A 22,946-nucleotide genomic window follows, 5' to 3' on the forward strand; every position below is an offset into this window, starting at 1 on the left:
GCTGAAATATAGGGGTTGGAGTACTGGGGTCCGCCGCATAAATTCGGAGAAGGTTCTGAACGAAGGCGGGGAGAAAACGTGGAACGGGTGGGCTCCGGCGGTCATTCGATACTTGTCGAGCGCGATGCGGAAATGGCGGCGCTCATGGATGCGCTGGCGCAGATGGGGCAGGGCAAAGGGAGTGTCCTCATCCTCAACGCGGGGCCCGGAGTCGGCAGAACCGCACTGCTCGACGCGTTCCTGCGCAAGGCCGCCGAATCCGGTGCCCGAGTGTGCGCCGCCACGGCCTCGTCCGCCGAGAAGGGCGTCGAGTACGGCATCGTCGGTCAGCTGTTCCCCCCTGACGGCGGCCTGAGCGCCGGACTGCGGCTCGCCCGCGCGATCGGGCGGCGCGACGCCGGCCACGACCCGGACGTGGAGGCGCTCTTCGACACCCTGTGCCGGGAGCTGCGGCAGCAGCCGGTGGTGATCGGCGTCGACGACGCCCAGTTCGCCGACGCGCCCTCACTGCGGTTCCTGCTCCACCTCGTACGGCGGCTGCGGACCGCCCCGGTGATGATCGTGCTCACCGAGCCCACCGGACCGGACTCCCTGCCCCCCTCCTTCCAGGCCGAACTCCTGCGCCAGCCCCAGTGCCGGCGGCTCGGTCTGCTGCCGCTCTCCCGGGCCGGGGTCGCCCACGTCGTCGCACCGCATGTGGACGAGACCGAGGCGACGCGGCTGGCCGCGGACTTCCACGCCGTCAGCGGCGGCAACCCCCTCCTCGTGCAGGCCCTGCTCACCGACCACCGGGACGCGCACCGGCGGGACCAGGAGGCCACGATCGGCCTGCCCGCCACGGGCGCGGCGTTCGCCAAGGCGTCCCTCGCCTGGGCCTACCGCGACGACCCCGTCCTGTTCGACGTCGCCTGCGGATTCGCCGTACTGGGGGAATCGGCCACTCCCGCCCTGGTCGCCTGTCTGGCCGACCGCGGCGCCGACGCCGTCGCCCGGGTCATGACCGCCCTCGACACGGCCGGACTTCTGGACGGCGGAATCCTGCGCAGTGCCGTCGTCGGCCGGGCCCTGCTGGAACACGTCGACGTCGAGAGCCGAGCCGAACTGCGGCGGCGCGCGGCCGGACTGCTGCGCGTCGACGGCGCGCCCGCGACCGCCGTGGCCCGCCAGCTGCTGGCCGCCCCCGTGGCCGAACCGTGGGCCGGGAGCATCCTGCTCGACGCCGCGGACAAGGCCATGCGGGACGGGGAGACGGAGTTCAGCCTCGACTGCCTCCGGCTGGCCGGACAGAACGCCACCACCGAACACGAACATGCCGCCGTCGTCATGGCCCGGGTGCGCATCGGCTGGGAGATCGACCCCCGCCTGGTCAGCCCGTGGCTCGACGAACTCGTCGGAGCCCTCGAACAGGGCAGCCTGCGCAGCGCCGACGCCGCCTGGATCGTCAAGCATCTCGCCTGGCAGGACCGGTTCCCGCAGGCCGCGGAGTGTCTGCGCGCGCTCACCGAGCGGGCACGACCGGACGCGCCCGGGGCGACGGCCGAACTCCTCGCCGTACGGCACTGGCTGCGGCACTCCTGCCCGCCGCTGGACGCGGACGCCCCGGACGTCGGGGCCCCGCGCGCCGCGCAGCCCCGCCAGGTGAGCCCCGCCTCGTACGCCGCCGAAGTGCTCGGCCAGGTCCTCGTCGAGGGGCCCGGCGAGTACACCAGCGGCATGGCGGAGGAGATCCTGCGCGGCTGCCGGTACGGCGAGGCCGCAGTCGAGGACCTGGAGGCGGCGCTCCTCGCCCTGCTCTACGCAGACCGTCCCGACCGGGCGGTGTTCTGGTGCGACACGCTGCTGAACCAGGCCGGTGACCGCTCGACGGGCACGTCGGTGGCGATTCTCTCCGGCGTCCGGGCCGAGATCGCCCTGCGGCAGGGCGCCCTGCACACCGCGGAACAGCATGCGCGCGGCGCCCTGTCGGCCATCTCGCGATCCGGCTGGGGCGTGGCGATCGGCTCCCCGCTGGCCGCGCTGGTGCGGGCCGCCACGGCGTCCGGCATGAGCGGGTCGGCCGGGGCCTGGCTGAACCAGGACGTGCCCGAAGGCATGTTCCAGACCCGGCACGGACTGCTCTACACCCACGCCCGCGGCCACTACCATCTCGCCGTCGACCGTCCGGCCGCCGCCCTGGACGACTTCCTGACCTGCGGAGACCTGGCGAAGCAGTGGAGCATGGACGTCCCCACGTTCCTCCCGTGGCGCACCTCGGCGGCGCAGGCGCACCTCGCCCTCGGCAACCCCGGCCAGGCCCGCACCCTGGTGCGGGAGCAGCTGGCACGGCCCGGGGGATCCACCCCGCGAGCCCGGGGCGTCTCCCTGCGGGTGCTCGCGGCCACCAGCGAACTCGGGCAACGGCCCGCCCTGTTGCGGGAGTCGGTCACCCTGCTGGAGAACGCCTCGGACCCGGTGGAGCTCCTCCGCTCCCTGGCCGACCGCTGCCAGGTTCTCCACGAGGTGGGCGCACCCGCGAAGGCACGGATGACCGCACGCCACGCCAGGAACGTCGCCGACTCCTGCGGCGGGCACCAGTTGTTCCGCAAGCTCTTCAAGGACGAAGGGCCCGAGAACACCGTCGAGCCCGACAGCCTCAGCGGCGAGGACCAGGGCTCGGAGAGCCTCACGGCCGCCGAACGGCGGGTCATCGCGCTGGCCGCCCTCGGCCACTCCAACCGCGAGATCGGCCGCAAGCTGTTCATCACCAAGAGCACCGTCGAGCAACACCTCACCCGCGCCTACCGCAAGCTCGGCGTACGCAACAGGACGGACCTGGGTGACCTGCTCGCCGGGACGAACCTTGCGGCCGGGGCGTCCGCCTGAGGTAGCCGTCCTCGGCGCCGGCAGTGAGGGGCCGGGTAGTGGTTGAGGCTAGGGGTGGGGCGACCGGACAGTCGTGAGGCGGCGCGGCCCCTGTGATCTCCAGGCGTGGCAGGCGGCAGTCGGCCCAGGAACGACCGCGGCCGCCCGCTCGGGGCGCGCTGCCGGCCACCGCAGCGGTCGCCCCGTCCCGGCTGTCGCGCAACCGCCCGGCCGCCGCCGGGGCCGGACACCGGAACGCTCGGGAACCCCCCGCCCGAGCGGCGCCGCGCCCCCCGATCTTCCTTCGATTCCCCGGTCCCTGACGCTCCTTCGCAGGCGACCCGCAGTAGACCGACAAGAGGAGACCCCCACCATGACCTCCACACCCACCGTGACCGTGCCGACCCCCCGTGAGACCGGTTGTCCCTTCGACGTGCCGAAGTCGTACCGGCAGGCAGCCGAGGAGGGCCCGGTCGTGAAGGCCGCGACCCTGACCGGCGGCGAGTGCTGGATGGTCACCCGGCACGCGGAGGTCCACGCGGTGCTGAGCGACCGGCGGTTCAGCGCGGACGCGATGCTGCCCAACTTTCCGCTCATGACCGAGGAACTGCGCAAGATGGTCGGAGAGTCCCGCAAGTCGGCCCCGGAGGTCGACGACCAGGAACACATCCGGCGCCGCCGCATGCTGACCGCGGAGTTCAAGGGAAAGCGGGTCGAGGCGCTGCGCCCGCAGATCCAGAGCATGGTCGACGGCATCCTGGACGGGATGATCGCCGACGGCGGCCCGGTGGACCTGGTGTCCCGGTTCACGTTGCCCGTGCCGGCCGCGGTCATCTGCCTCCTGCTCGGCGTTCCCTTCGAGGACCACGAGTTCTTCAAGGATCGCAGCGGCGTGATGCTGGACTTCCAGGCCGGCCCCGAGGCGATGATGAAGGCCCGCGTCGAGCTCACCGAGTACATGAACAAGCTCACGGCCGAGAAGCAGCGGCACCCGGACGAGGCGCTCATCAGCACCCTGCTGACCAAGGGCGAACTGGCCACCGAGGACGTGGCCGGCACCGCACTGCTGTTGCTGCTCGGCGGACTTGAGACGACGTCCAGCATGCTGGCCCTGTCCACCCTCTCCCTGCTGCAGCACCCCGAGCAACTGGCGCTGCTGCGTGCGGATTCGTCCCTGGTCAAGGGTGCCGTCGAGGAACTGCTGCGCTACCTCACGGTCGTGCAGAACGGCCTCGCACGCGTGGCCCTGGAGGACGTCGAGATCGGCGGACAGCTGATCAAGGCCGGCGAGGGCGTGCTGTGCATGCTCTCCATCGCCAACCGGGACGAGACGGTCTTCCCCGGCGGCCACGAACTCGACCTGCAACGCGGCGCCCGCACCCATCTGAGCTTCGGCTACGGCATCCACCAGTGCGTGGGGCAGACACTGGCCCGCGCCGAACTCCAGATCGCCCTGGAGACGCTGCTGCGCAGGCTGCCGGAGCTGCGGCTGACCGTCCCCATTGAGGAACTGCGCTTCCGCGACGCCCTGGGGTTCTACGGCGTGGAGGAACTGCCGGTCACCTGGTGAACGGGTAAAGCACGCCGCCGAGCGCCGGCGCACCCCGTAAGGGTGCGCCGCCGCTCGGCCGTTCCGGCCGCCCCGCCCGGACCCCCTGGGCAGCGGAAAGACACCGGTCGGCGCATCGACGGAGTCTCACGCCACACCCCGGCTAAGGGGTCGGATAGTGGTTGAGGCTAGGGGCGGGACGAGCCGATATTCGGAAATGAACTGCGGCTGCACGCACGCCGCGCTGAGCGCGCTTCGCGTATTCCTAGTGAGGTAAGGAAACACATGGCGGGTGGATCCGAGTCAGAGGGCGCTGAATTCCGGGCACGGTCCACCTCGCCGATAGCGGTAGTGGGAATGGCGTGCCGGCTCCCCGGCGCGGCCGGACCGGATGAGTTCCGCGGGCTGCTGCGTCAGGGCGCGGAAGCCGTCGGCACCCCGGCGACGGATCGGCCGTACGCACCCCGGCGAGGCGGATTCCTGGAGTCGGTCGACCGGTTCGACGCCGCCTTCTTCGGTATCTCGCCGCGCGAGGCGGCGGTGCTGGACCCGCAGCAGCGGCTGATGCTGGAACTGTGCTGGGAAGCACTCGAAGACGCCGGTATCGTGCCCGCCCGCCTCGCCGGCGGCGACGCCGGCGTCTTCGTCGGGGCTATCGCCGACGACTACGCCGCGCTGTCCCGGGCGGCCGGTGCGCAGGCCACCACCCCGGAGACCGCCACCGGCCTCAACCGGGGCATGATCGCCAACCGGGTCTCCTACACCCTGGGCCTGCACGGGCCGAGCTTCACGGTCGACTCGGGGCAGTCCTCGTCCCTCGTCGCCGTCCACCTCGCCGTCGAGAGCCTGCGCCGGGGCGAGTGCTCCGTGGCTCTCGCCGGCGGGGTGAACCTGATCCTGGCCGAGGACAGCACGCTCGCCGTGGAACGCTTCGGCGCGCTCTCCCCGGACGGACGCTGCTACACCTTCGACGCCCGGGCCAACGGCTACGTCCGTGGCGAGGGCGGCGGTGTCGTCGTACTCAAGCCGCTGGCGGACGCGGTCGCGGACGGCGACGACATCCTGTGCGTGCTCGCGGGCAGCGCCGTCAACAACGACGGCGGCGGCGACGGACTGACCGTGCCCGACCGCGAGGGCCAGCAGGAGGTGCTGACCGCCGCCTACGAGCAGGCCGGGATCTCCCCCGCCGCCGTGGGATACGTGGAACTGCACGGCACCGGAACCCCGGCCGGCGACCCCGTGGAGGCCGCGGCCGTCGGCGCCGTGCTGGGCGCGGGCCGCAGTGGGCAACAGCCCCTGCTGGTCGGTTCGGTGAAGACCAACATCGGCCATCTCGAAGGCGCCGCAGGCATCGCGGGACTGCTCAAGGCCGTGCTGGTCGTACGGCACCGGGAGGTCCCCGCCAGCCTCAACTTCGACACCCCCAGCCCCCGCATCCCCCTGACGGACCTCGGCCTGCGCGTCAACACCGCCCTGCACGCCTGGCCACAAGAGGCCGGCCCGCTGGTCGCGGGCGTCAGCTCCTTCGGCATGGGCGGCACCAACTGCCATGTCGTCCTCACCGAATGGGACGGCGTCGTACCGGAGGCGGCACCCGGCGTCCGGCCCACCGGCACACCGGCCCCTCTCCTCGTCTCGGGCCGGGACGAGGAGGCGCTGCGCGCCCAGGCGCGGAAGCTGAAGGAACACCTCGACACCCACCCCGGCCTGCGGCTCACGGACGTCGCCCACACCCTGGCCACCGCCCGGACCGCGTTCGGCCACCGCGCCGTGATCACCGCCGGCGAGCCCGACGAGGTGGCGGCCGCACTCGACCGGCTCGCCGAGGGCACCCCGAGCCCAGACGTCGTGCGCGGCACCGTCACCGAGGGCTCCCTCGCCTTCATGTTCACCGGGCAGGGCAGCCAGCGGCCCGGTATGACGGCCGAGTTGTACCGGACCTCGCCGGAGTACGCCGCCGCCCTCGACGAGGTGTGCGCGGCCATGGACCCGCACCTGCGACTGCCGCTGCGGGATGTGCTGTTCGCCCCGGAAGGGTCGCCCGAGGCCGCCCTGCTGGACCGCACCGAGTTCACCCAGCCCGCCCTGTTCGCGGTCGAGGTCGCCCTCTTCCGCCTCACCGAGGCCTACGGACCGACCCCGCGCATGCTGCTCGGCCACTCCGTCGGTGAACTGGCCGCCGCACACGTCGCCGGAGTGCTGTCCCTGACCGACGCGTGCACGCTCGTCACGGCCCGCGGCCGGCTGATGCAGGCCCAGCCGTCGGACGGCGCGATGGTGTCGATCCAGGCGAGCGAGGACGAACTCGCGCCCTTCGTCACCGAGTCGGTGACCCTGGCGGCGCTCAACGGCCCCGCCGCCACCGTGATCGCGGGCGACGAGGACGCCGTGCTCGCCGTGGCCGCGCACTGGGCGGCCCAGGGACGCAAGACCAAGCGGCTGCGGGTCAGCCATGCCTTCCACTCCCCGCACATGGACGGCATGCTCGCCGAATTCCGCCGTATCGCCGAGGGCCTGACCTTCGACGCGCCCCGCATCCCCATCGTCTCGAACGAGACGGGCACCCTCCTCACGGACGCCGAGGCCCGCTCGCCCGAGTACTGGGTCCGGCACGCCCGCGCCGCCGTCCGCTTCCTGGACGGGGTGCGCCTCCTTGAGGACCAGGGCGTGACCACCCTCCTCGAACTCGGCCCCGACGGAGTGCTGTCGGCCATGGCACGCGACTGCCTGCGCGGCGCCGAGACCGTGTCCGTGCCCCTGCTGCGCGGCGGCGATCGCACGGAACCGGGCGCGGTGGTCGCCGCGCTGGCCACGCTGTACGCCCGTGGCGTGCCGCTGGACTGGGAGCGACTGGCCACGGGGCCGGACGCGCGGCGGATACCGCTGCCCACCTACGCCTTCCAGCGCCGCCGGCACTGGCTGCCCGAGCCGGCCGGCACCCCCGCGGCCACCCCGCGCCACGGCCATCAGGCGTCGCGTGCACCCCGTGCGGTCGAGCCGGCCCCGCCGGTCCGGGACCGTACGACACTGGAACTGGTCCGGGACGCCACGGCTCTGGTGCTCGGCCACGGGTCCCCTGACGATGTCGCCCCGCACGCGCCCTTCAAGGACCTGGGCTTCAGCTCCCTGATGCTGGCCGACCTCGGCGAACGGCTCACCGAGGCAACCGGCCGCAGGGTGCCCACCACCCTGCTGTTCGACCACCCGACGCCGGACGCCCTGGCCCGCCGGCTCCAGGCCGACGGGACGCCGCACCCGGACGAGGCGCCGATGACCGCCGTGGCCGCGGACGACGACCCGGTCGTGATCGTGGGCATGGGCTGCCGCCTCCCCGGCGGGATACGGACACCGGAGGACCTCTGGCGGTTCGTGTCCGGCGGGGGCGACGCGATCACCGCGCTCCCCGTGGACCGGGGCTGGGAAATCGCCGCCGGCTTCCCCCGCGAGGGCGGATTCCTCCCGGACGTGGCGGAGTTCGACGCCGGGTTCTTCGGGATCTCGCCGCGTGAGGCGCTGGCGATGGACCCGCAGCAGCGGCTGCTCCTGGAGACCTCCTGGGAGGTCCTGGAACGGGCAGGCGTGGACGCCCTCTCCCTGCGGGGCAGCCGCACCGGCGTCTTCATCGGCGCGAGCCCCTCGGAGTACGGCCCCCGACTGCACGAACCCTCGGACGCCGACGGGCATGTTCTCACCGGCACGGCACCCAGCGTGCTGTCGGGCCGTATCGCCTACGCCCTGGGTCTTCAGGGCCCGGCCCTGACGGTGGACACGGCCTGTTCGTCGTCGTTGGTGGCCCTGCATCTGGCCGCGCAGGCGCTGCGGAACGGCGAGTGCGACCTCGCCCTCGTCGGCGGCGTCACCGTCATGGCGACCTCGGGCATGTTCGCCGAGTTCTTCCGCCAGGGCGGCCTGGCGGGGGACGGGCGGTGCAAGGCGTTCGCGGCCGGCGCCGATGGCACCGGCTGGAGTGAGGGCGTCGGCATGCTGGCCGTGGCGCGGCTCTCGGACGCGGTGCGCGACGGGCGGCAGGTGCTGGCCGTGGTGCGGGGCTCGGCGGTGAACTCCGACGGCGCGTCGAACGGCCTGACCGCGCCCAACGGTTCGTCCCAGCGGAGGGTGATCCGGCAGGCGCTGGCCTCGGCCGGACTGTCGGCGGCGGACGTCGACATGGTCGAGGCGCACGGGACGGGCACGGCCCTGGGCGACCCGATCGAGGCGCAGGCACTGCTGGCCACCTACGGCCAGGAGCGGCCCGAGGATGCGCCGCTGTGGCTGGGCTCGCTCAAGTCGAACATCGGTCATACGCAGGCGGCCGCGGGTGTGGCGGGCGTGATCAAGTCGGTACTGGCGATGCGGCACGGGGTGTTGCCGCGGACGTTGCATGTGGATGAGCCGACGCCTGAGGTGGACTGGTCGGCGGGTGCGGTGGAGCTGCTGACGGAGGCGCGGGAGTGGCCGAGTGCGGAGCGTCCGCGGCGGGCGGGTGTGTCCTCGTTCGGGATCAGTGGGACGAACGCGCACGTGATTCTGGAGCAGGCGCCGGAGGTTGATGAGCCTGCGCTTTCCGGTGATGTGGCAGGTCTCGTGCCGTGGGTGGTCTCCGCGCGGTCGGCGGAGGCGTTGGGGGAGCAGGCGCGGCGGCTGGCCGAGCATGTGCGTGCGGCTGGTCCGCGTCCCGTGGACGTGGGGTTCTCGCTGGCCACGGCGCGTGCGGGGCTGGAATACCGGGCGGTGCTGGTCGGGCGTGAACAGGCCGACTTCCTGGGCCAGTTGGAGTCGCTGAGCGCAGGCGGCGCGGTCAGTGAGGGCGGGACGGCGTTCCTGTTCTCGGGTCAGGGTTCTCAGCGTGCCGGTATGGGCCGCGAGTTGTACGAGACGTATCCGGTCTTCGCCGCTGCCTTCGACGAGGTGTGTGCCGGGTTCGACGGGGCGCTGCGCGATGTCGTGTTCGAGGGCGCGGGCCTGGACCGTACGGAGTGGGCTCAGCCCGGTCTGTTCGCGTTGGAGGTGGCGCTGTTCGAGCTGGTGGGTTCGTGGGGTGTGCGGGCGGATGTGCTGCTCGGGCATTCGATCGGCGAGCTGGCGGCGGCGTACGTGGCAGGGGTGTGGTCGCTGGAGGATGCCTGCCGGATCGTGGCGGCGCGGGGCCGGCTGATGCAGGCGTTGCCCGCCGGTGGCGCGATGCTCGCGGTCGAGGCGGCGGAAGAGGAGCTGCCCGAGCTGCCGGATGGTGTGTCGGTGGCGGCGGTGAACGGTCCCCGGTCCATCGTCCTGTCCGGTGATGAGGAACCGGTCGTCCGCCTTGCCGCCGTATTCGCGGAGGAGGGCCGGCGGACCAAGCGGCTGACGGTGAGTCACGCGTTCCACTCGGCGCGGATGGAGCCGATGCTGGCCGAGTTCGCCGGCGTGCTGGCCTCGGTCGAGTTCCGTACGCCCCGGATCCCGGTGATCTCCAACCTCACGGGCCGGATCGCGGGTGAGGAACTGACGACCCCGGAGTACTGGGTCCGGCATGTCCGCGAGGCGGTCCGGTTCGCCGACGGCGTCGGTGCCGCCCACGGCGCCGGCGTACGCCACTACCTCGAACTCGGCCCGAACGGCACCCTGACCTCGCTCGCCCACGACACCCTCGCCGAGCAGGGCCGAGAGCACGGAGTGACCGTCGTCCCCGTGCTCCGGGGGGACCAGCCGGAGGACCGGACCGCCGTCGGCGCTGTCGGCCGGCTGTACGCCGGCGGAGCGGCCGTGGACTGGCACGCCTTCTTCGCCGGGTACGGACCCCGCCGGGTCGAGCTGCCCACCTACGCCTTCCAGCGGCGCCGTTACTGGCTGGAGCCGACGGCGCCGCCGTCCTCGGACCCGTTGCGGTACCGCGTCGAATGGGCGTCCGTGCCGGACGGCTCCCGTCCTGTGCTGCACGGCGAGTGGGCCGTCGTCGTGCCCGCGGCCGATGAGCAGGACGATCTCGTACGAGAGGTGACCGCCGCGCTTGAGGCCCATGGCGCGCGGCCCGTGACGATCGGGGTCGACGCCGCCGCAGCCGACCGCGCCGAGTTCGCGGAGGTGCTGCGAGGCGCGCTCGGTGAGGACACCGGGGGAGTGGTGTCGCTGCTCGCGCTCGACGGCGGGCCGTCCGGGGGCGCCGCGGCCACCGCCGTACTGCTGCGGGCGCTGACCGACATCGGCGGGGCCGCACGGCTGTGGTGTCTGACGCGGGGCGCGGTGTCGGTGAGTCCTGCCGAGCCGTTGCCCGCGCCGGAGCAGGCGCAGGTCTGGGGCATGGGCAGGGTGGCGGCGCTCGAGCACCCGGAGCGGTGGGGCGGTCTCGTCGATCTGCCCGCCGTACTCGACGACATGGCGCGCAACCGTCTGTGTGCCGCGCTGACCGGCGGGGCGGGAGAGGACCAGGTGGCCGTGCGGGCCGCCGGACTGTTCGCCCGGCGGCTGTGCCGGGCCGGGGCGCGCCCGCGCACCGACGACACCGCGGTCCGTCTGCCCGCCGACGGCACCGTGCTGGTGACCGGCGGGACCGGGGCGCTGGCCGCGCACCTCGTGCGGTGGCTGGCCGGGGCCGGGGCCGGGCATGTGCTGCTCACCAGCCGGCGGGGTCCCGACGCCGAGGGGGTCGCGGAACTGACCTCGCGCCTGCGGGAATCGGGCACCGAGGTGTCCGTCGCCGCCTGTGACGTGACCGACCGGGAGGCGCTGGCGGAGCTGATCGCGGGGCTGCCCGCCGACCGGCCGCTGACCGGCGTCGTGCACGCCGCGGGCGTCCTGGACGACGGGGTGCTGGACGCGCTCACGCCCGACCGGTTCGCCGCGGTCGCCGGGCCCAAGGTGACCGGGGCGCGGCACCTGCACGAGCTCACCCGGGACCTGGACGTGTCGGTGTTCGTCCTGTTCTCGTCGTTCGTGGGCTCGGTCGGGCTGGCCGGGCAGGGCAACTACGCCTCCGCCAATGCCTATCTGGACGCCCTGGCCGTCCACCGGGCCCGGCTCGGTCTGGCCGCGACGGCGGTGGCCTGGGGCTCCTGGGCCGGTGCCGGCATGGCCGCCGACACCGAGGTGGCCCGGGAGCGGCTGGCGCGGACCGGACTCGTGCCCCTCGAACCGGCCGCCGCCCTGGCCACCCTCGGGCAGGTGGTCGCCGACGGCGAGGCCGAGACGATCGTGGCCGACGTCGACTGGGAGCGGTTCGCCGCGGGCTTCGGCCCGGGCCGGCCGAGCCCGCTGCTGACCGGTGTCCCCGAGGTGCGCCGGGCCCGGCAGCACGAGCCCCGGCAGGGCACGGCGCCCGCGTCGGACCGGCTGGGCGGGCTGGAGGGTGACGAACTCCGTGCGGCCCTGGGTGAGTTGGTGGCCGCCGAGGTGGCGGGCGTACTGGGCCTGCCGAGTGCGGACCGGGTGCCGCAGGACCGTACCTTCCGCGCGCTCGGCTTCGACTCGCTGATCGGCGTGGAGTTCCGCAACCGGCTCGCCGCGGCCACCGGGAGGCGGCTGCCGCCCGGCCTGATCTTCGACCACCCCACCCCTGGCAGGCTCGTCGAGCACCTGACGGCCCTGGTGGCAGGCACCCGCACCGGCAGCGTCGGGGAGCGGCGCCCGGCGGCCGCGCGCACCGAGGACGATCCGATCGTGATCGTGTCGGCCGCCTGCCGGTTCCCCGGCGGTGTCCGGACCCCGGAGGAGCTGTGGCGGTTCGTCCTCGACGGCGGGGACGCCATCGGCCCCTTCCCCGAGGACCGCGGCTGGGACCTCGACCACCTCTACCACCCGGACCCCGGCAACCCCGGCACCAGTTATGTGCGCGAGGGCGGATTCCTCACGGACGTGGCGGAGTTCGACGCCGGGTTCTTCGGGATCTCGCCGCGTGAGGCGCTGGCGATGGACCCGCAGCAGCGGCTCCTCCTGGAGACCTCCTGGGAAGTCCTGGAGCGGGCGGGCATCGTCCCGGCCTCCCTCGCCGGCAGCCGGACCGGCGTCTTCGTCGGCTCCAACGGCGAGACCTACTCCACGCTGCTGGGCTCCTCGGAGGTCGAGGGGCATGTGCTGACCGGTACGGCGTCCAGCGTGCTCTCCGGCCGCATCGCCTACGCCCTCGGGCTCGAAGGCCCCGCGATGACCGTGGACACCGCCTGCTCCTCCTCGCTGGTGGCCCTGCATCTCGCGGTGCAGGCACTGGGCGCCGGCGAGTGCGACCTGGCGCTCGCGGCCGGTGTGACCGTGATGTCCGGGCCGGAGATCTTCCTGGAGTTCTCCCGGCAGCGCGGCCTCGCCGTGGACGGCCGCTGCAAGGCGTTCGGCCCGGACGCGGACGGCACCGGCTGGGGCGAGGGCGTCGGTACGGTCCTGCTGGAGCGGCTCTCCGACGCCCGCCGCCTCGGGCACGACGTACTCGGCGTGATCCGCGGCACCGCGGTCAACCAGGACGGCGCCTCCAACGGTCTGAGCGCACCCAATGGCCCCTCGCAGCAGCGCGTCATCCGGCAGGCGCTGGCCGAGGCGGGCTGCGAGCCCTCCGACGTGGACGCGGTCGAGGCACACGGCACGGGCACCCGGCTCGGCGACCCGATCGAGGCGGAGGCGCTGCTCGCGACCTACGGCCAGGACCGGCCCGCCGACCGGCCGCTGTGGCTCGGGTCGGTGAAGTCGAACATCGGGCACACCCAGGCCGCGGCCGGCATGGCCGGCGTGCTGAAGATGCTGTTCGCGATGCGGCACGGCCAGCTGCCGCGGACGCTGCACGCCCCCGAGCCGACGCCCGAGGTCGACTGGTCCCAGGGAGCGGTGGAACTGCTCACCGGGACCAGGCCGTGGCCGGACGCCGGTCGGCCGCGCCGGGCCGGGGTGTCCGCCTTCGGCGTCAGCGGCACCAACGCGCATGTGATCCTGGAACAGGCCCCCGAGGCCGACGTGGTGGCGGCCGAGCAGCCCCCCGCCCTGAACACCCCCGCGCTGCCCTGGGTGTTGAGCGCCCGGTCGGCCCCGGCACTGGCCGCCCAGGCCGACCGGATGCTCGTACGGCTGCCCGAGGCGGACCCCGCCGACATCGGCAGGGCCCTCGTGACGACGCGGACGCTGTGGCCCGAGCGTGCCGTCCTGCTCGCCGAGGAGCCCGCCGACCGTGAGGCCGCGCTCACCGCGCTCACCGGCGGGGAGACGGACGCCCGCGTGGTGCGCGGCACCGCCGACACCCGAGGCCGGGTCGTCTTCGTCTTCCCGGGCCAGGGCGCCCAGTGGCCCGGCATGGCCGCCCGGCTGTGGGAATCCTCGCCGGTGTTCGCGCAGTGGATGGACCGCTGCGCCGAGGTGCTGGCCCCCCTGACCGACTGGTCCCTGACCGAGGTGATCCACCAGACGGACGGCGCGCCCGGACTGGACCGGGTGGACGTGCTCCAGCCGGCCTCCTGGGCGGTCAGTGTGTCGCTGGCCGGTCTGTGGCGGGCCTGCGGGGTCGAACCGGCTGCCGTGGTCGGGCACTCGCAGGGCGAGATCGCCGCCGCGTGCGTCGCGGGCGGCCTGTCCCTGGAGGACGGCGCCGCGCTGGTGACCCTGCGCAGCGGGCTGATCGCCGAGGAACTGTCCGGGCAGGGCGGCATGATGTCGGTGGGGCTGTCCCCGGCCGACACGCAGGAGCGCATCCGGCGCTGGGACGGCAGGATCTCCGTCGCGGCGAACAACAGCCGCCACTCCACCGTCGTCGCCGGTGAACCGGAGGCGCTCGCCGAACTGCTCGCCGAGTGCGAGGCGGCGGGCCTGCGCGCCCGTCGTATCCCGGTCGACTACGCCTCCCACTCCGCCCAGGTGGAGCGGATCGAGGCGAGGCTGACCGAGCTGGCCGCCGGGGTCGCGCCGCGCTCGGGCCGGATCCCGTTCCACTCCACGACGACCGGCGCCCGGCTCGACACCGCGGGCCTGGACGCCGCGTACTGGTACCGCAACCTCCGCCGGCCCGTGCTGTTCGGGCCGGTCACCGAGGAACTCCTCGCCCAGGGCCACGACGTGTTCCTGGAGATGAGCCCGCACCCTGTCCTCGTCCCCGCCGTGCAGGACGCCGTCGACGAGACCGGCACCGTCGCCGCGGCCGTGGGCAGCCTGCGCCGGGACGACGGCGGCCCCGAGCGGTTCCTGCTCTCGCTGGCCGAGGCGTTCGTACGGGGCGCGCCCGTGGACTGGCGGGCGGTGCTCGGCAGCACCGGCACCCGCCCGGTCGAGCTGCCGACCTACCCCTTCCAGCGCAGCCGCTTCTGGCCCGAGCCGGCCCAGGCGCCCGCCGGGACGGCTCCCGGCGGCGACGAGGACGCGCCGCTGTGGCAGGCCGTGGACCGCGGCGACCTGGACGCCGTCGCGGCCGAACTCGCCCTCCCGGACGGCCGGTCGCTCACCGAGCTCGTGCCCGCCCTGTCGGGCTGGCGCCGCAGGCAGCGGGACTCCGCGCTGGTCGACCACTGGCGCTACCGCGTCACCTGGACTCCGGTGACCCCGGCCGTCCCGGCCGCCCTGCCCGGCGACTGGCTGCTGGTGACCGACGACCCCGAGGGGCCCGTCGCCCGGTGGGCGCTCACGGCGCTCGGCGAGGACACCGCCACGGTCGTGACCCCGGCCGACGTCCGGACCCGGCCGCGTACCCCCGAGGACCACGCCTGGACCGGCGTGGTGTCCCTGCTCGGACTCGCCGACAGCCCGCATCCGCGGCACCCCGGCGTACCGGTCGGCGTCGCGGACACCCTCACTCTGCTGACCGTGCTGCGGGAGACCGGCATCGACGCGCCCCTGTGGTGCCTCACCCAGGGCGCCGTGGGCACCGGCCGCTCCGACCAGGTCTCCGCCCCGGACCAGGCCCAGCTCTGGGGACTGGCCCGGGTGTTGGGCCTGGAGTGCCCCGAGCGCCTCGGCGGCCTGGTCGACCTGCCCGCCGAACCCGACGACCGCGCCGCCGGCCTCCTGCGGGCCGCGCTCACCACGACCCCGGACGAGCAGGAGTACGCGCTGCGCCCCGCCGGCCTCCGGGTGCGCCGACTCGTCCGCGCTCCCCTGGACCGGTCGGCTGTACGGCGCCCCTGGCGCCCCCGGCCCGACGGCACGGTCGTCGTCACCGGCGGCACCGGCGCGCTCGGAGCCCGGGTCGCCCGCTGGCTCGCCCACGCCGGCGCCGGACATCTGCTGCTGACCAGCAGGCGCGGCCCGGCCGCCGACGGCGCCCCCGAACTGGTCGCGGAACTCGGCGCCCTGGGCACCGAGGTGACCATCGCCGCCTGCGACGTGGCCGACCGCGACCAGCTCGCCGCCGCCCTCGCCGAGGTGCCCGACCGGTTCCCGGTCACGGCCGTGGTGCACACCGCGGGCATCAGCCGCAACGCCCCGCTGGCCGAGACCACGCCGGCCGAGCTGGCGGAGCAGTGCGCGGCCAAGGCCCTCGGCGCCCGCAACCTCGACGAACTGCTCGCCGGACACGACCTCGACGCCTTCGTGCTGTTCTCCTCCGGCGCGGCCGTCTGGGGCAGCGCGGGCCAGGGCGCCTACGCCGCGGCCAACGCCTACGCCGACGCGCTCGCCGCCGACCGGCGCCGCCGAGGCCTCGCCGCCACGTCGGTGGCGTGGGGCAGCTGGGCCGGAGGCGGCATGGTCGACGACGACCTGGCGCGAGAGCTCGCCCGTGGCGGGGTGCGCTCGATGGACCCGGACCTGGCGATCGGCGCGCTCCAGCAGGCCCTCGACCACGACGAGGCCGCCCTGACGGTCACCGACATGGACTGGGAACGCTTCGCCGCGGCCTACACCGCGGCCCGCCCGCGCCCGCTGCTCGACGACATCCCCGAGGCAGCCCGCACCGACACGGCGGAACCGGACACCGAGCTGCCCGACCTGGCCGCACGGCTGTCCCGGCTGTCCGCCGCCGACCGCGACCGCGAACTGCTGGACCTGGTCAGGGCCGCGGCGGCAGCCGCGCTCGGCCACACCGGCGCCGAGGCCATCACACCGTCGAAGCCCTTCAAGGACCTGGGATTCGACTCGCTGACCGCCGTCGAACTGCGCAACCGGCTCACCGCCGCGACCGGCCTGCGCCTGCCCGCCACCCTCGTCTTCGACCACCCCACACCCGCCGCGGCCGCCGTACGCCTGCGCACCCTGCTGTTCGGGGAGGACACCCCGGCCGAGCCCGCCACCGCGGCGCCCGCGCCCGGCACCGACGACCCGGTCGTCGTGGTCGCCATGGCCTGCCGCTACCCCGGCGGGGCGACCACCCCCGAGAAGTTCTGGGACCTGATCGCCGCGGGCAAGGACGGCATCGGGGACTTCCCCACCGACCGCGGCTGGGACATCGCCCCCGACGCGGCGTTCTCCCAGACCGGCGGATTCCTCCCGGACGCGGCGGAGTTCGACGCCGCGTTCTTCGGGATCTCCCCGCGTGAGGCGCTGGCGATGGACCCGCAGCAGCGGCTGCTCCTGGAGACCTCCTGGGAGGCGCTGGAGCGTGCGGGCACGGATGCCCTGACCCTGCGCGGCAGCCGCACCGGCGTCTTCGTCGGCGCCGGCTCGCACGACTACGGCACCCTCCTGGCCTCCCTCGACGGAGGCCAGGACTACGCCCTCACCGGAGCCGTCGGCAGCGTGCTGTCGGGCCGTATCGCCTACGCCCTGGGCCTGGAGGGCCCGGCGCTGACGGTGGACACGGCCTGTTCGTCGTCCCTGGTGGCCCTGCATCTGGCCGCCCAGGCCCTGCGGGGCGGCGAGTGCGACCTCGCCCTCGCGGGCGGCGTCGCGGTGATGGCCACCCCCGACGCCTTCGACGCCTTCGCCCGCCAGGGCGGTCTGGCACCGGACGGGCGGTGCAAGGCGTTCGCGGCCGGCGCCGACGGCACCGGCTGGGGCGAGGGCGTCGGCATGCTCGTGCTGACCCGGCTCTCCGAGGCACGGCGGCGGGGCCATCGGGTGCTGGCGGTCGTGCGGGGGTCGGCGGTGAACTCCGACGGCGCCTCCAACGGGTTGAGCGCGCCGAACGGCCCGTCGCAGCAGCGCGTGATCCGTCAGGCCGTCGCCAACGCCGGCCTGACACTCGCGGACATCGACATGGTGGAGGCACACGGAACGGGCACGGTGCTCGGCGACCCGATCGAGGCCCAGGCACTGCTCGCCACCTACGGCCAGGAGCGTGCGGGGGACCGGCCGCTGTGGCTGGGCTCGGTGAAGTCGAACATCGGCCATACGCAGGCCGCCGCGGGTGCGGCAGGCGTGATCAAGTCGGTACTGGCCCTCGGGCACGGGGTGCTGCCGCCGACGCTGCACGTGGATGAGCCGACGACTGAAGTCGACTGGTCGGCGGGTGCGGTGGAGCTGCTGACCGAGGCGCGGGAATGGCCCGGAGCGGGTCGCCCGCGGCGCGTGGGCGTGTCGGCGTTCGGGATCAGCGGGACCAACGCGCATGTGATTCTGGAGCAGGCTCCGGAGGCTGTGGAGGAGCCTGAACCGGGTGAGGCCGGTTCGGGGCTGGTGCCGTGGGTGGTGTCGGCGCGGTCGGCGGAGGCATTGGGGGAGCAGGCGCGGCGGTTGGCCGAGCACCTCCGGGAGCGGGATCCGCGTCCGGTGGATGTGGGCTTCTCGCTGGCTGCCTCTCGTGCGGGGCTGGAGCACCGGGCGGTGCTCGTCGGGCGCGAGCAGGCCGACTTCCTGGGGCAGTTGGAGTCGCTGAGCGCAAGCGGTGCGGTCAGCGAGGGCGGGACGGCGTTCCTGTTCTCCGGCCAGGGTTCTCAACGCCTCGGCATGGGGCGGGAGTTGTACGAGACCTACCCGGTGTTCGCCGCTGCCTTCGACAAGGTGTGCGCGCAGCTGGATGTGCTGCTGGAGCGCCCGGTGAAGGAGGTGGTCTTCTCCGGCGGCGAGGCTTTGGACCGCACGGTGTTCACGCAGGCGGGCCTGTTCGCGTTGGAGGTGGCGCTGTTCGAGCTGGTGAGTTCGTGGGGTGTGCGGGCGGATGTGCTGCTCGGGCATTCGATCGGTGAGCTGGCGGCTGCGTATGTGGCCGGGGTGTGGTCACTGGAGGACGCGTGCCGGATCGTGGCGGCGCGTGGCCGGCTGATGCAGGCACTGCCGTCCGGCGGGGCGATGGTCGCCGTACAGATCGCCGAGGACGAGCTGCCGGAGCTGCCGGAGCTGCCGGACGGTGTGTCGGTGGCGGCGGTGAACGGTCCGCGGTCGCTGGTGCTCTCCGGTGATGAGGAGCCGGTCGTCCGCCTTGCCGCCGTATTCGCGAAGGAGGGCAGGCGGACCAAGCGGCTGACGGTCAGTCACGCGTTCCACTCGGCGCGGATGGAACCGATGCTGGCCGAATTCGCCGACGTGCTGGCCTCCGTCGAGTTCCGTGCGCCGCGCATCGCCGTGGTGTCCAACCTGAGCGGTGGGATCGCGGGAGAGGAGCTGACCACCCCGGAGTACTGGGTGCGGCACGTGCGCGAGGCGGTCCGGTTCGCCGACGGTGTCACGGCCGTACTGGGCCGGGGCGTGGACAAGCTCCTGGAACTGGGCCCCGGTGGCACCTTGACCGCGATGGCGCAGGACACCCTCGACCACCTGGGCGCCGGCGCCGTCTGCGTCCCCGTCCTGCGAGCCGAACACCCCGAGCAGGACTCGCTGCTGAAGGCACTGGGCAGCGTATGGGCGCAGGGTGCCACCGTCGACTGGGCGGCGCTGTTCGCCGGTACCGGCGCACGTCGCGTCGACCTGCCGACGTACGCATTCCAGCGGCGGCGTTTCTGGCCCCGGCGGGTCGCGGGTGCCGGGGACCTGGCGGCGGCCGGGCTGGCCGAGGCCGGTCACCCGCTGCTCACGGCATGGGTGCCCGCGCCCGAGGGCGACGAGGTGCTGTGCACCGGCCGGGTGTCCCTGGCGACCCATCCCTGGCTGGGCGACCACATGGTGCTCGGCACCGTGCTCGTACCGGGCACCGCGTTCGTCGACCTCGCCTGCTGGGCGGGCGACCGCGTCGGCTACGGCACCCTGCGCGAACTGACCCTGGCCACGCCGCTGGCGCTGGCCGAGAACGCCGCGGTGCGGCTGCGGCTGACGCTCGGCGCACCCGACGACACCGGGTGCCGTCCGATCGCCGTGTACGCGCAGCCGGACGACCCTGACGGCGTGGCCGCGCGCTGGACCCGGCACGCGGAGGGACTGCTGGCCCCGACCGAGGACTCCGGCGCAGCGACGGCGCCCATGGACTTCGGCACCTGGCCGGTCGAGGGAGCCGAACCGGTCGCCATGGAAGGCTTCTACGAGGGACTGGTCGACGCCGGCTTCGCCTACGGGCCGCTCTTCCAGGGGCTGCGGGCGGCATGGCGGCGCGGCGACGAGATCTTCGCCGAGGTGAGCCTGCCCGCCGAGCAGACCGGCGGATTCGGCATCCACCCGGGCCTGCTGGATGCCGCGCTGCACGCGATGGGGCCCGCCGCACGGGCCACCGACGAGCCCGGCTCGGCCCGGCTGCCGTTCTCCTGGGGAGAGGTGCGGGTGCACGCGGTCGGCGCGGATCTGCTGCGGGTCCGGCTGGTACGGGCCGAGGACGGCACCGTCACCCTGGACGCCGCCGACGCGGCCGGGCGGCCGGTGGTCTCCATCGGCTCCCTGGTCCTGCGCCCGCTCTCCCCGGAGCGGTTGCGCGAGGGTACGCCGGTCCTCGACGACGCGCTGTTCACCACCCGCTGGGTGCCGCTGGACGGCACCGGCGACATGGCACCGGATGCCGCCGACTGCGTTGTGGTCGGCGAACCGGTGCCGGGCGCCTGGCGGCATCACCCGGACCTGGAGGCGTACGCCGCCGCGCTGGCCGACGGCAAGGAGACGCCGGGCGGCACGGTGCTCGCCCGCTGCCCGCGGGACCCTGCCGCCGACCCCGCGGCAGCGGCCCACGCCAGTGCCGAGTGGGCCCTCGACCTGCTCCAGCGGTGGCTGGCCGACGACCGGCTCGCCGACAGCCACCTGGTGATCGGCACCCGATACGCGGCGGCCACCGGCGCCGGGGAGCACGTCGACCTCGCCCACTCCACGGTGGCCGGTCTGGTCCGCTCGGCGCAGACCGAGAACCCCGACCGGATCACCCTGGTCGACTTCGACGACACGGCACCGGACCCCGCGCACCTCGCCGGAGCCCTGCACCACGCCGAGCCCGAAGTGGCCGTACGCCAGGGCGTGTCGTACGCCCGGCGGCTCACCCGCCCCGACACCGGGCATGCCCTGGCCGTACCCACCGGCTCCGGCCCCTGGCGGCTGGACAGCACCGGCGCGGGCACGCTGGACAACCTCGCCCTGCTGCCCTGCCCCGCGGCCGCGGAACCACTGGCCGACGGCGCGGTGCGGATCGCCGTACGCGCCGCCGGAATGAACTTCCGGGACGTCCTGATCGCCCTGGCCATGTACCCCGGCGACGCGGACCTCGGCACCGAGTGCGCCGGAGTCGTCCTGGAGACCGGGCCCGGCGTCACCGACCTGGCCCCCGGGGACCGGGTGATGGGCATGGTCGCGGGCGCGTTCGGGCCGGTCGCGGTGGCCGACCGGCGGGTGCTGGCGCGGATACCCGACGGCTGGACGTACGAGACGGCCGCGGCCACCCCGGTCGCCTTCCTGACCGCCTACTACGGGCTGGTCGACCTGGCCGGGCTGGGCGCGGGCGAGTCGGTGCTGGTGCACGCCGCGGCTGGCGGCGTCGGCATGGCCGCCGTCCAACTGGCCCGGCACCTGGGCGCCGAGGTGTTCGGCACCGCCTCCGAACCCAAGTGGGACACCCTCCTCGCCGGCGGCCTCGACCGCGACCACATCGCCTCCTCGCGGACCCTGGACTTCGCGGACTCCGTCCGGGCGGCGACCGGCGGCGCCGGCGTGGACGTCGTACTGAACTCGCTCGCGGGCGAGTTCGTGGACGCCTCGCTGAGTGCGATGCCGCGCGGCGGCCGGTTCGTCGAGATGGGCAAGACCGACCCGCGGGACCCCGAGCGCATCGCCGCGGACCATCCCGGCGTGCGCTACCGGGCCTTCGACCTGGGCGACGCGGGGCTGGACCGCATCGCCGAGATCCTCGCTCTGCTCGTCCCGCTCTTCGAGTCGGGTGAGCTGGCCCCGCTGCCCGTCACCACCTGGGACATCAGGGACGCCACGGCAGCGTTCCGCGCGCTGAGCCAGGCGACGATCACCGGCAAGGCGGTGCTGACCCTGCCCGCCGTCTCCTTCGAGCCCGGCGAGACGGTACTCATCACCGGCGGCACCGGCACCCTGGGCACCCTGCTGGCCCAGCACCTCGTCACCGAGCACGGCCTGCGCCACGTCACCCTCACGGGGCGGCGCGGCACCGGCACCCCCGAGGTCGACCAACTGCGCGCCGAGGTCGGCCGGCTGGGCGCGACGATCCGGGTCGAGGCCTGTGACGCCGGGGACGAGGACGCCGTACGACGGCTGCTGGACTCCCTCGCCGCCGAGCACCGCCTCGCCGGCGTCGTGCACGCCGCGGGCGTCACCGACGACGGAGTCGTCCCGGCACTGGACCGGGGCCGGCTCACGGCCGTACTGCACCCGAAGGTGCGCGGCGCGTGGAACCTGCACCGGCTCACCGAGCACCTCGCGCCCCGGATGTTCGTCCTGTTCTCCTCCGCCTCGGCCACGCTCGGCGCGGCGGGACAGGGCAACTACGCCGCGGCCAACGCCTTCCTGGACGCCCTCGCCGAGCACCGGCACGCCCGGGGACTGCCTGCGACCAGCCTCGCCTGGGGGCTGTGGGGCGAGGCCAGCGGCATGACCGGCCGGCTCCAGGAACGCGACCGGCTGCGGATGAGCCGGTCCGGGGTGGCCCCGCTCAGCACGGCCACCGGCCTCGCCCTGTTCGACACCGGCCGGCTCACCGGGCTCCCGGCCCTCACCCCGGCCCGGCTCGACCTCGCCGCACTCCGCACCCGGTACGCCGACCAGCCGGTCCCGGCCGTACTGCGCGAACTCGTCAGGGTCCGGCGGACGGCGGCCACCGGCACACCGGGCGTGGCGTCCGGCTCCGGGGAGCGGGCCGCGCTCGCGGACCGGCTGGCCGGGCTGTCCCCGGCCGAGAGCCACCGGCTCGTCCTGGACCTGGTGCGCGAGCACACCGCGGCCGTACTGGGCCACGGCTCGGCCGACGACATCGAACCCGACCAGGCGTTCAAGGCGCTGGGCTTCGACTCGCTCACCGCGGTCGAACTCCGCAACCACCTGCGGACGGCCACCGCCCTGGCGGTCCCCGCGACCCTGGTCTTCGACCACCCCACCCCGGCGGCGCTCACCGAGCACCTGCTGGAACTCGCCGCCCCGCCGGAGCACGACCCGGTGCTCCAGGTCATCGGCGAACTCGAACGGCTGGAGGCCGGTGTCGAGGCGATCGGGTCCGACACCGAAGCACAGGGCGAAGTCGTCGCACGACTGCGCCGGATCCTGCGGCGGGTCGAGGCCGGTTCGCCCCGGGAAGGCGCCGAGGAGTCCTCCCTCGAAACGGCCTCCGCGGCGGAAGTGCTCGCGTTCATCGACAGCGAATTCGGCGATCTTGCCTAGT

3 protein-coding genes are annotated in these 22,946 nt (G+C 74.2%); all 3 read left to right on the forward strand.

Annotated elements, in window-relative coordinates; all coding sequences use genetic code 11:
* The first annotated feature begins 87 nt into the window (after positions 1-87).
* The 3 genes from KUM44_RS44345 (at position 88) to KUM44_RS46605 (ending at position 22,945) form a co-directional block, all read left to right on the forward strand.
* The gene (locus KUM44_RS44345) at positions 88-2,862 is read left to right on the forward strand and encodes an AAA family ATPase (protein ID WP_308402863.1); all 2,775 of its coding nucleotides are present in this window, start codon (positions 88-90) and stop codon (positions 2,860-2,862) included.
* Between the two features lie 352 nt (positions 2,863-3,214).
* Positions 3,215-4,411 carry a cytochrome P450 gene (locus KUM44_RS44350; RefSeq protein ID WP_217215488.1) on the forward strand — a complete coding sequence of 399 codons (1,197 nt, stop codon included), beginning with the start codon at positions 3,215-3,217 and terminating at the stop codon, positions 4,409-4,411.
* Between the two features lie 264 nt (positions 4,412-4,675).
* Positions 4,676-22,945: a type I polyketide synthase gene (locus KUM44_RS46605; protein WP_302186133.1), complete on the forward strand. Its 18,270-nt coding sequence runs from the start codon at positions 4,676-4,678 to the stop codon at positions 22,943-22,945.
* The last annotated feature ends 1 nt before the right edge of the window (position 22,946 follow it).

The organism is Streptomyces sp. AC550_RSS872, from assembly GCF_019049285.1.
GTDB lineage: Bacteria > Actinomycetota > Actinomycetes > Streptomycetales > Streptomycetaceae > Streptomyces.

Coding starts and splice junctions, on each gene's coding strand:
- KUM44_RS44350 (WP_217215488.1), top strand. CDS start 3,215: ATGACCTCCACACCCACCGTGACCGTGCCGACCCCCCGTGAGACCGGT.
- KUM44_RS46605 (WP_302186133.1), top strand. CDS start 4,676: ATGGCGGGTGGATCCGAGTCAGAGGGCGCTGAATTCCGGGCACGGTCC.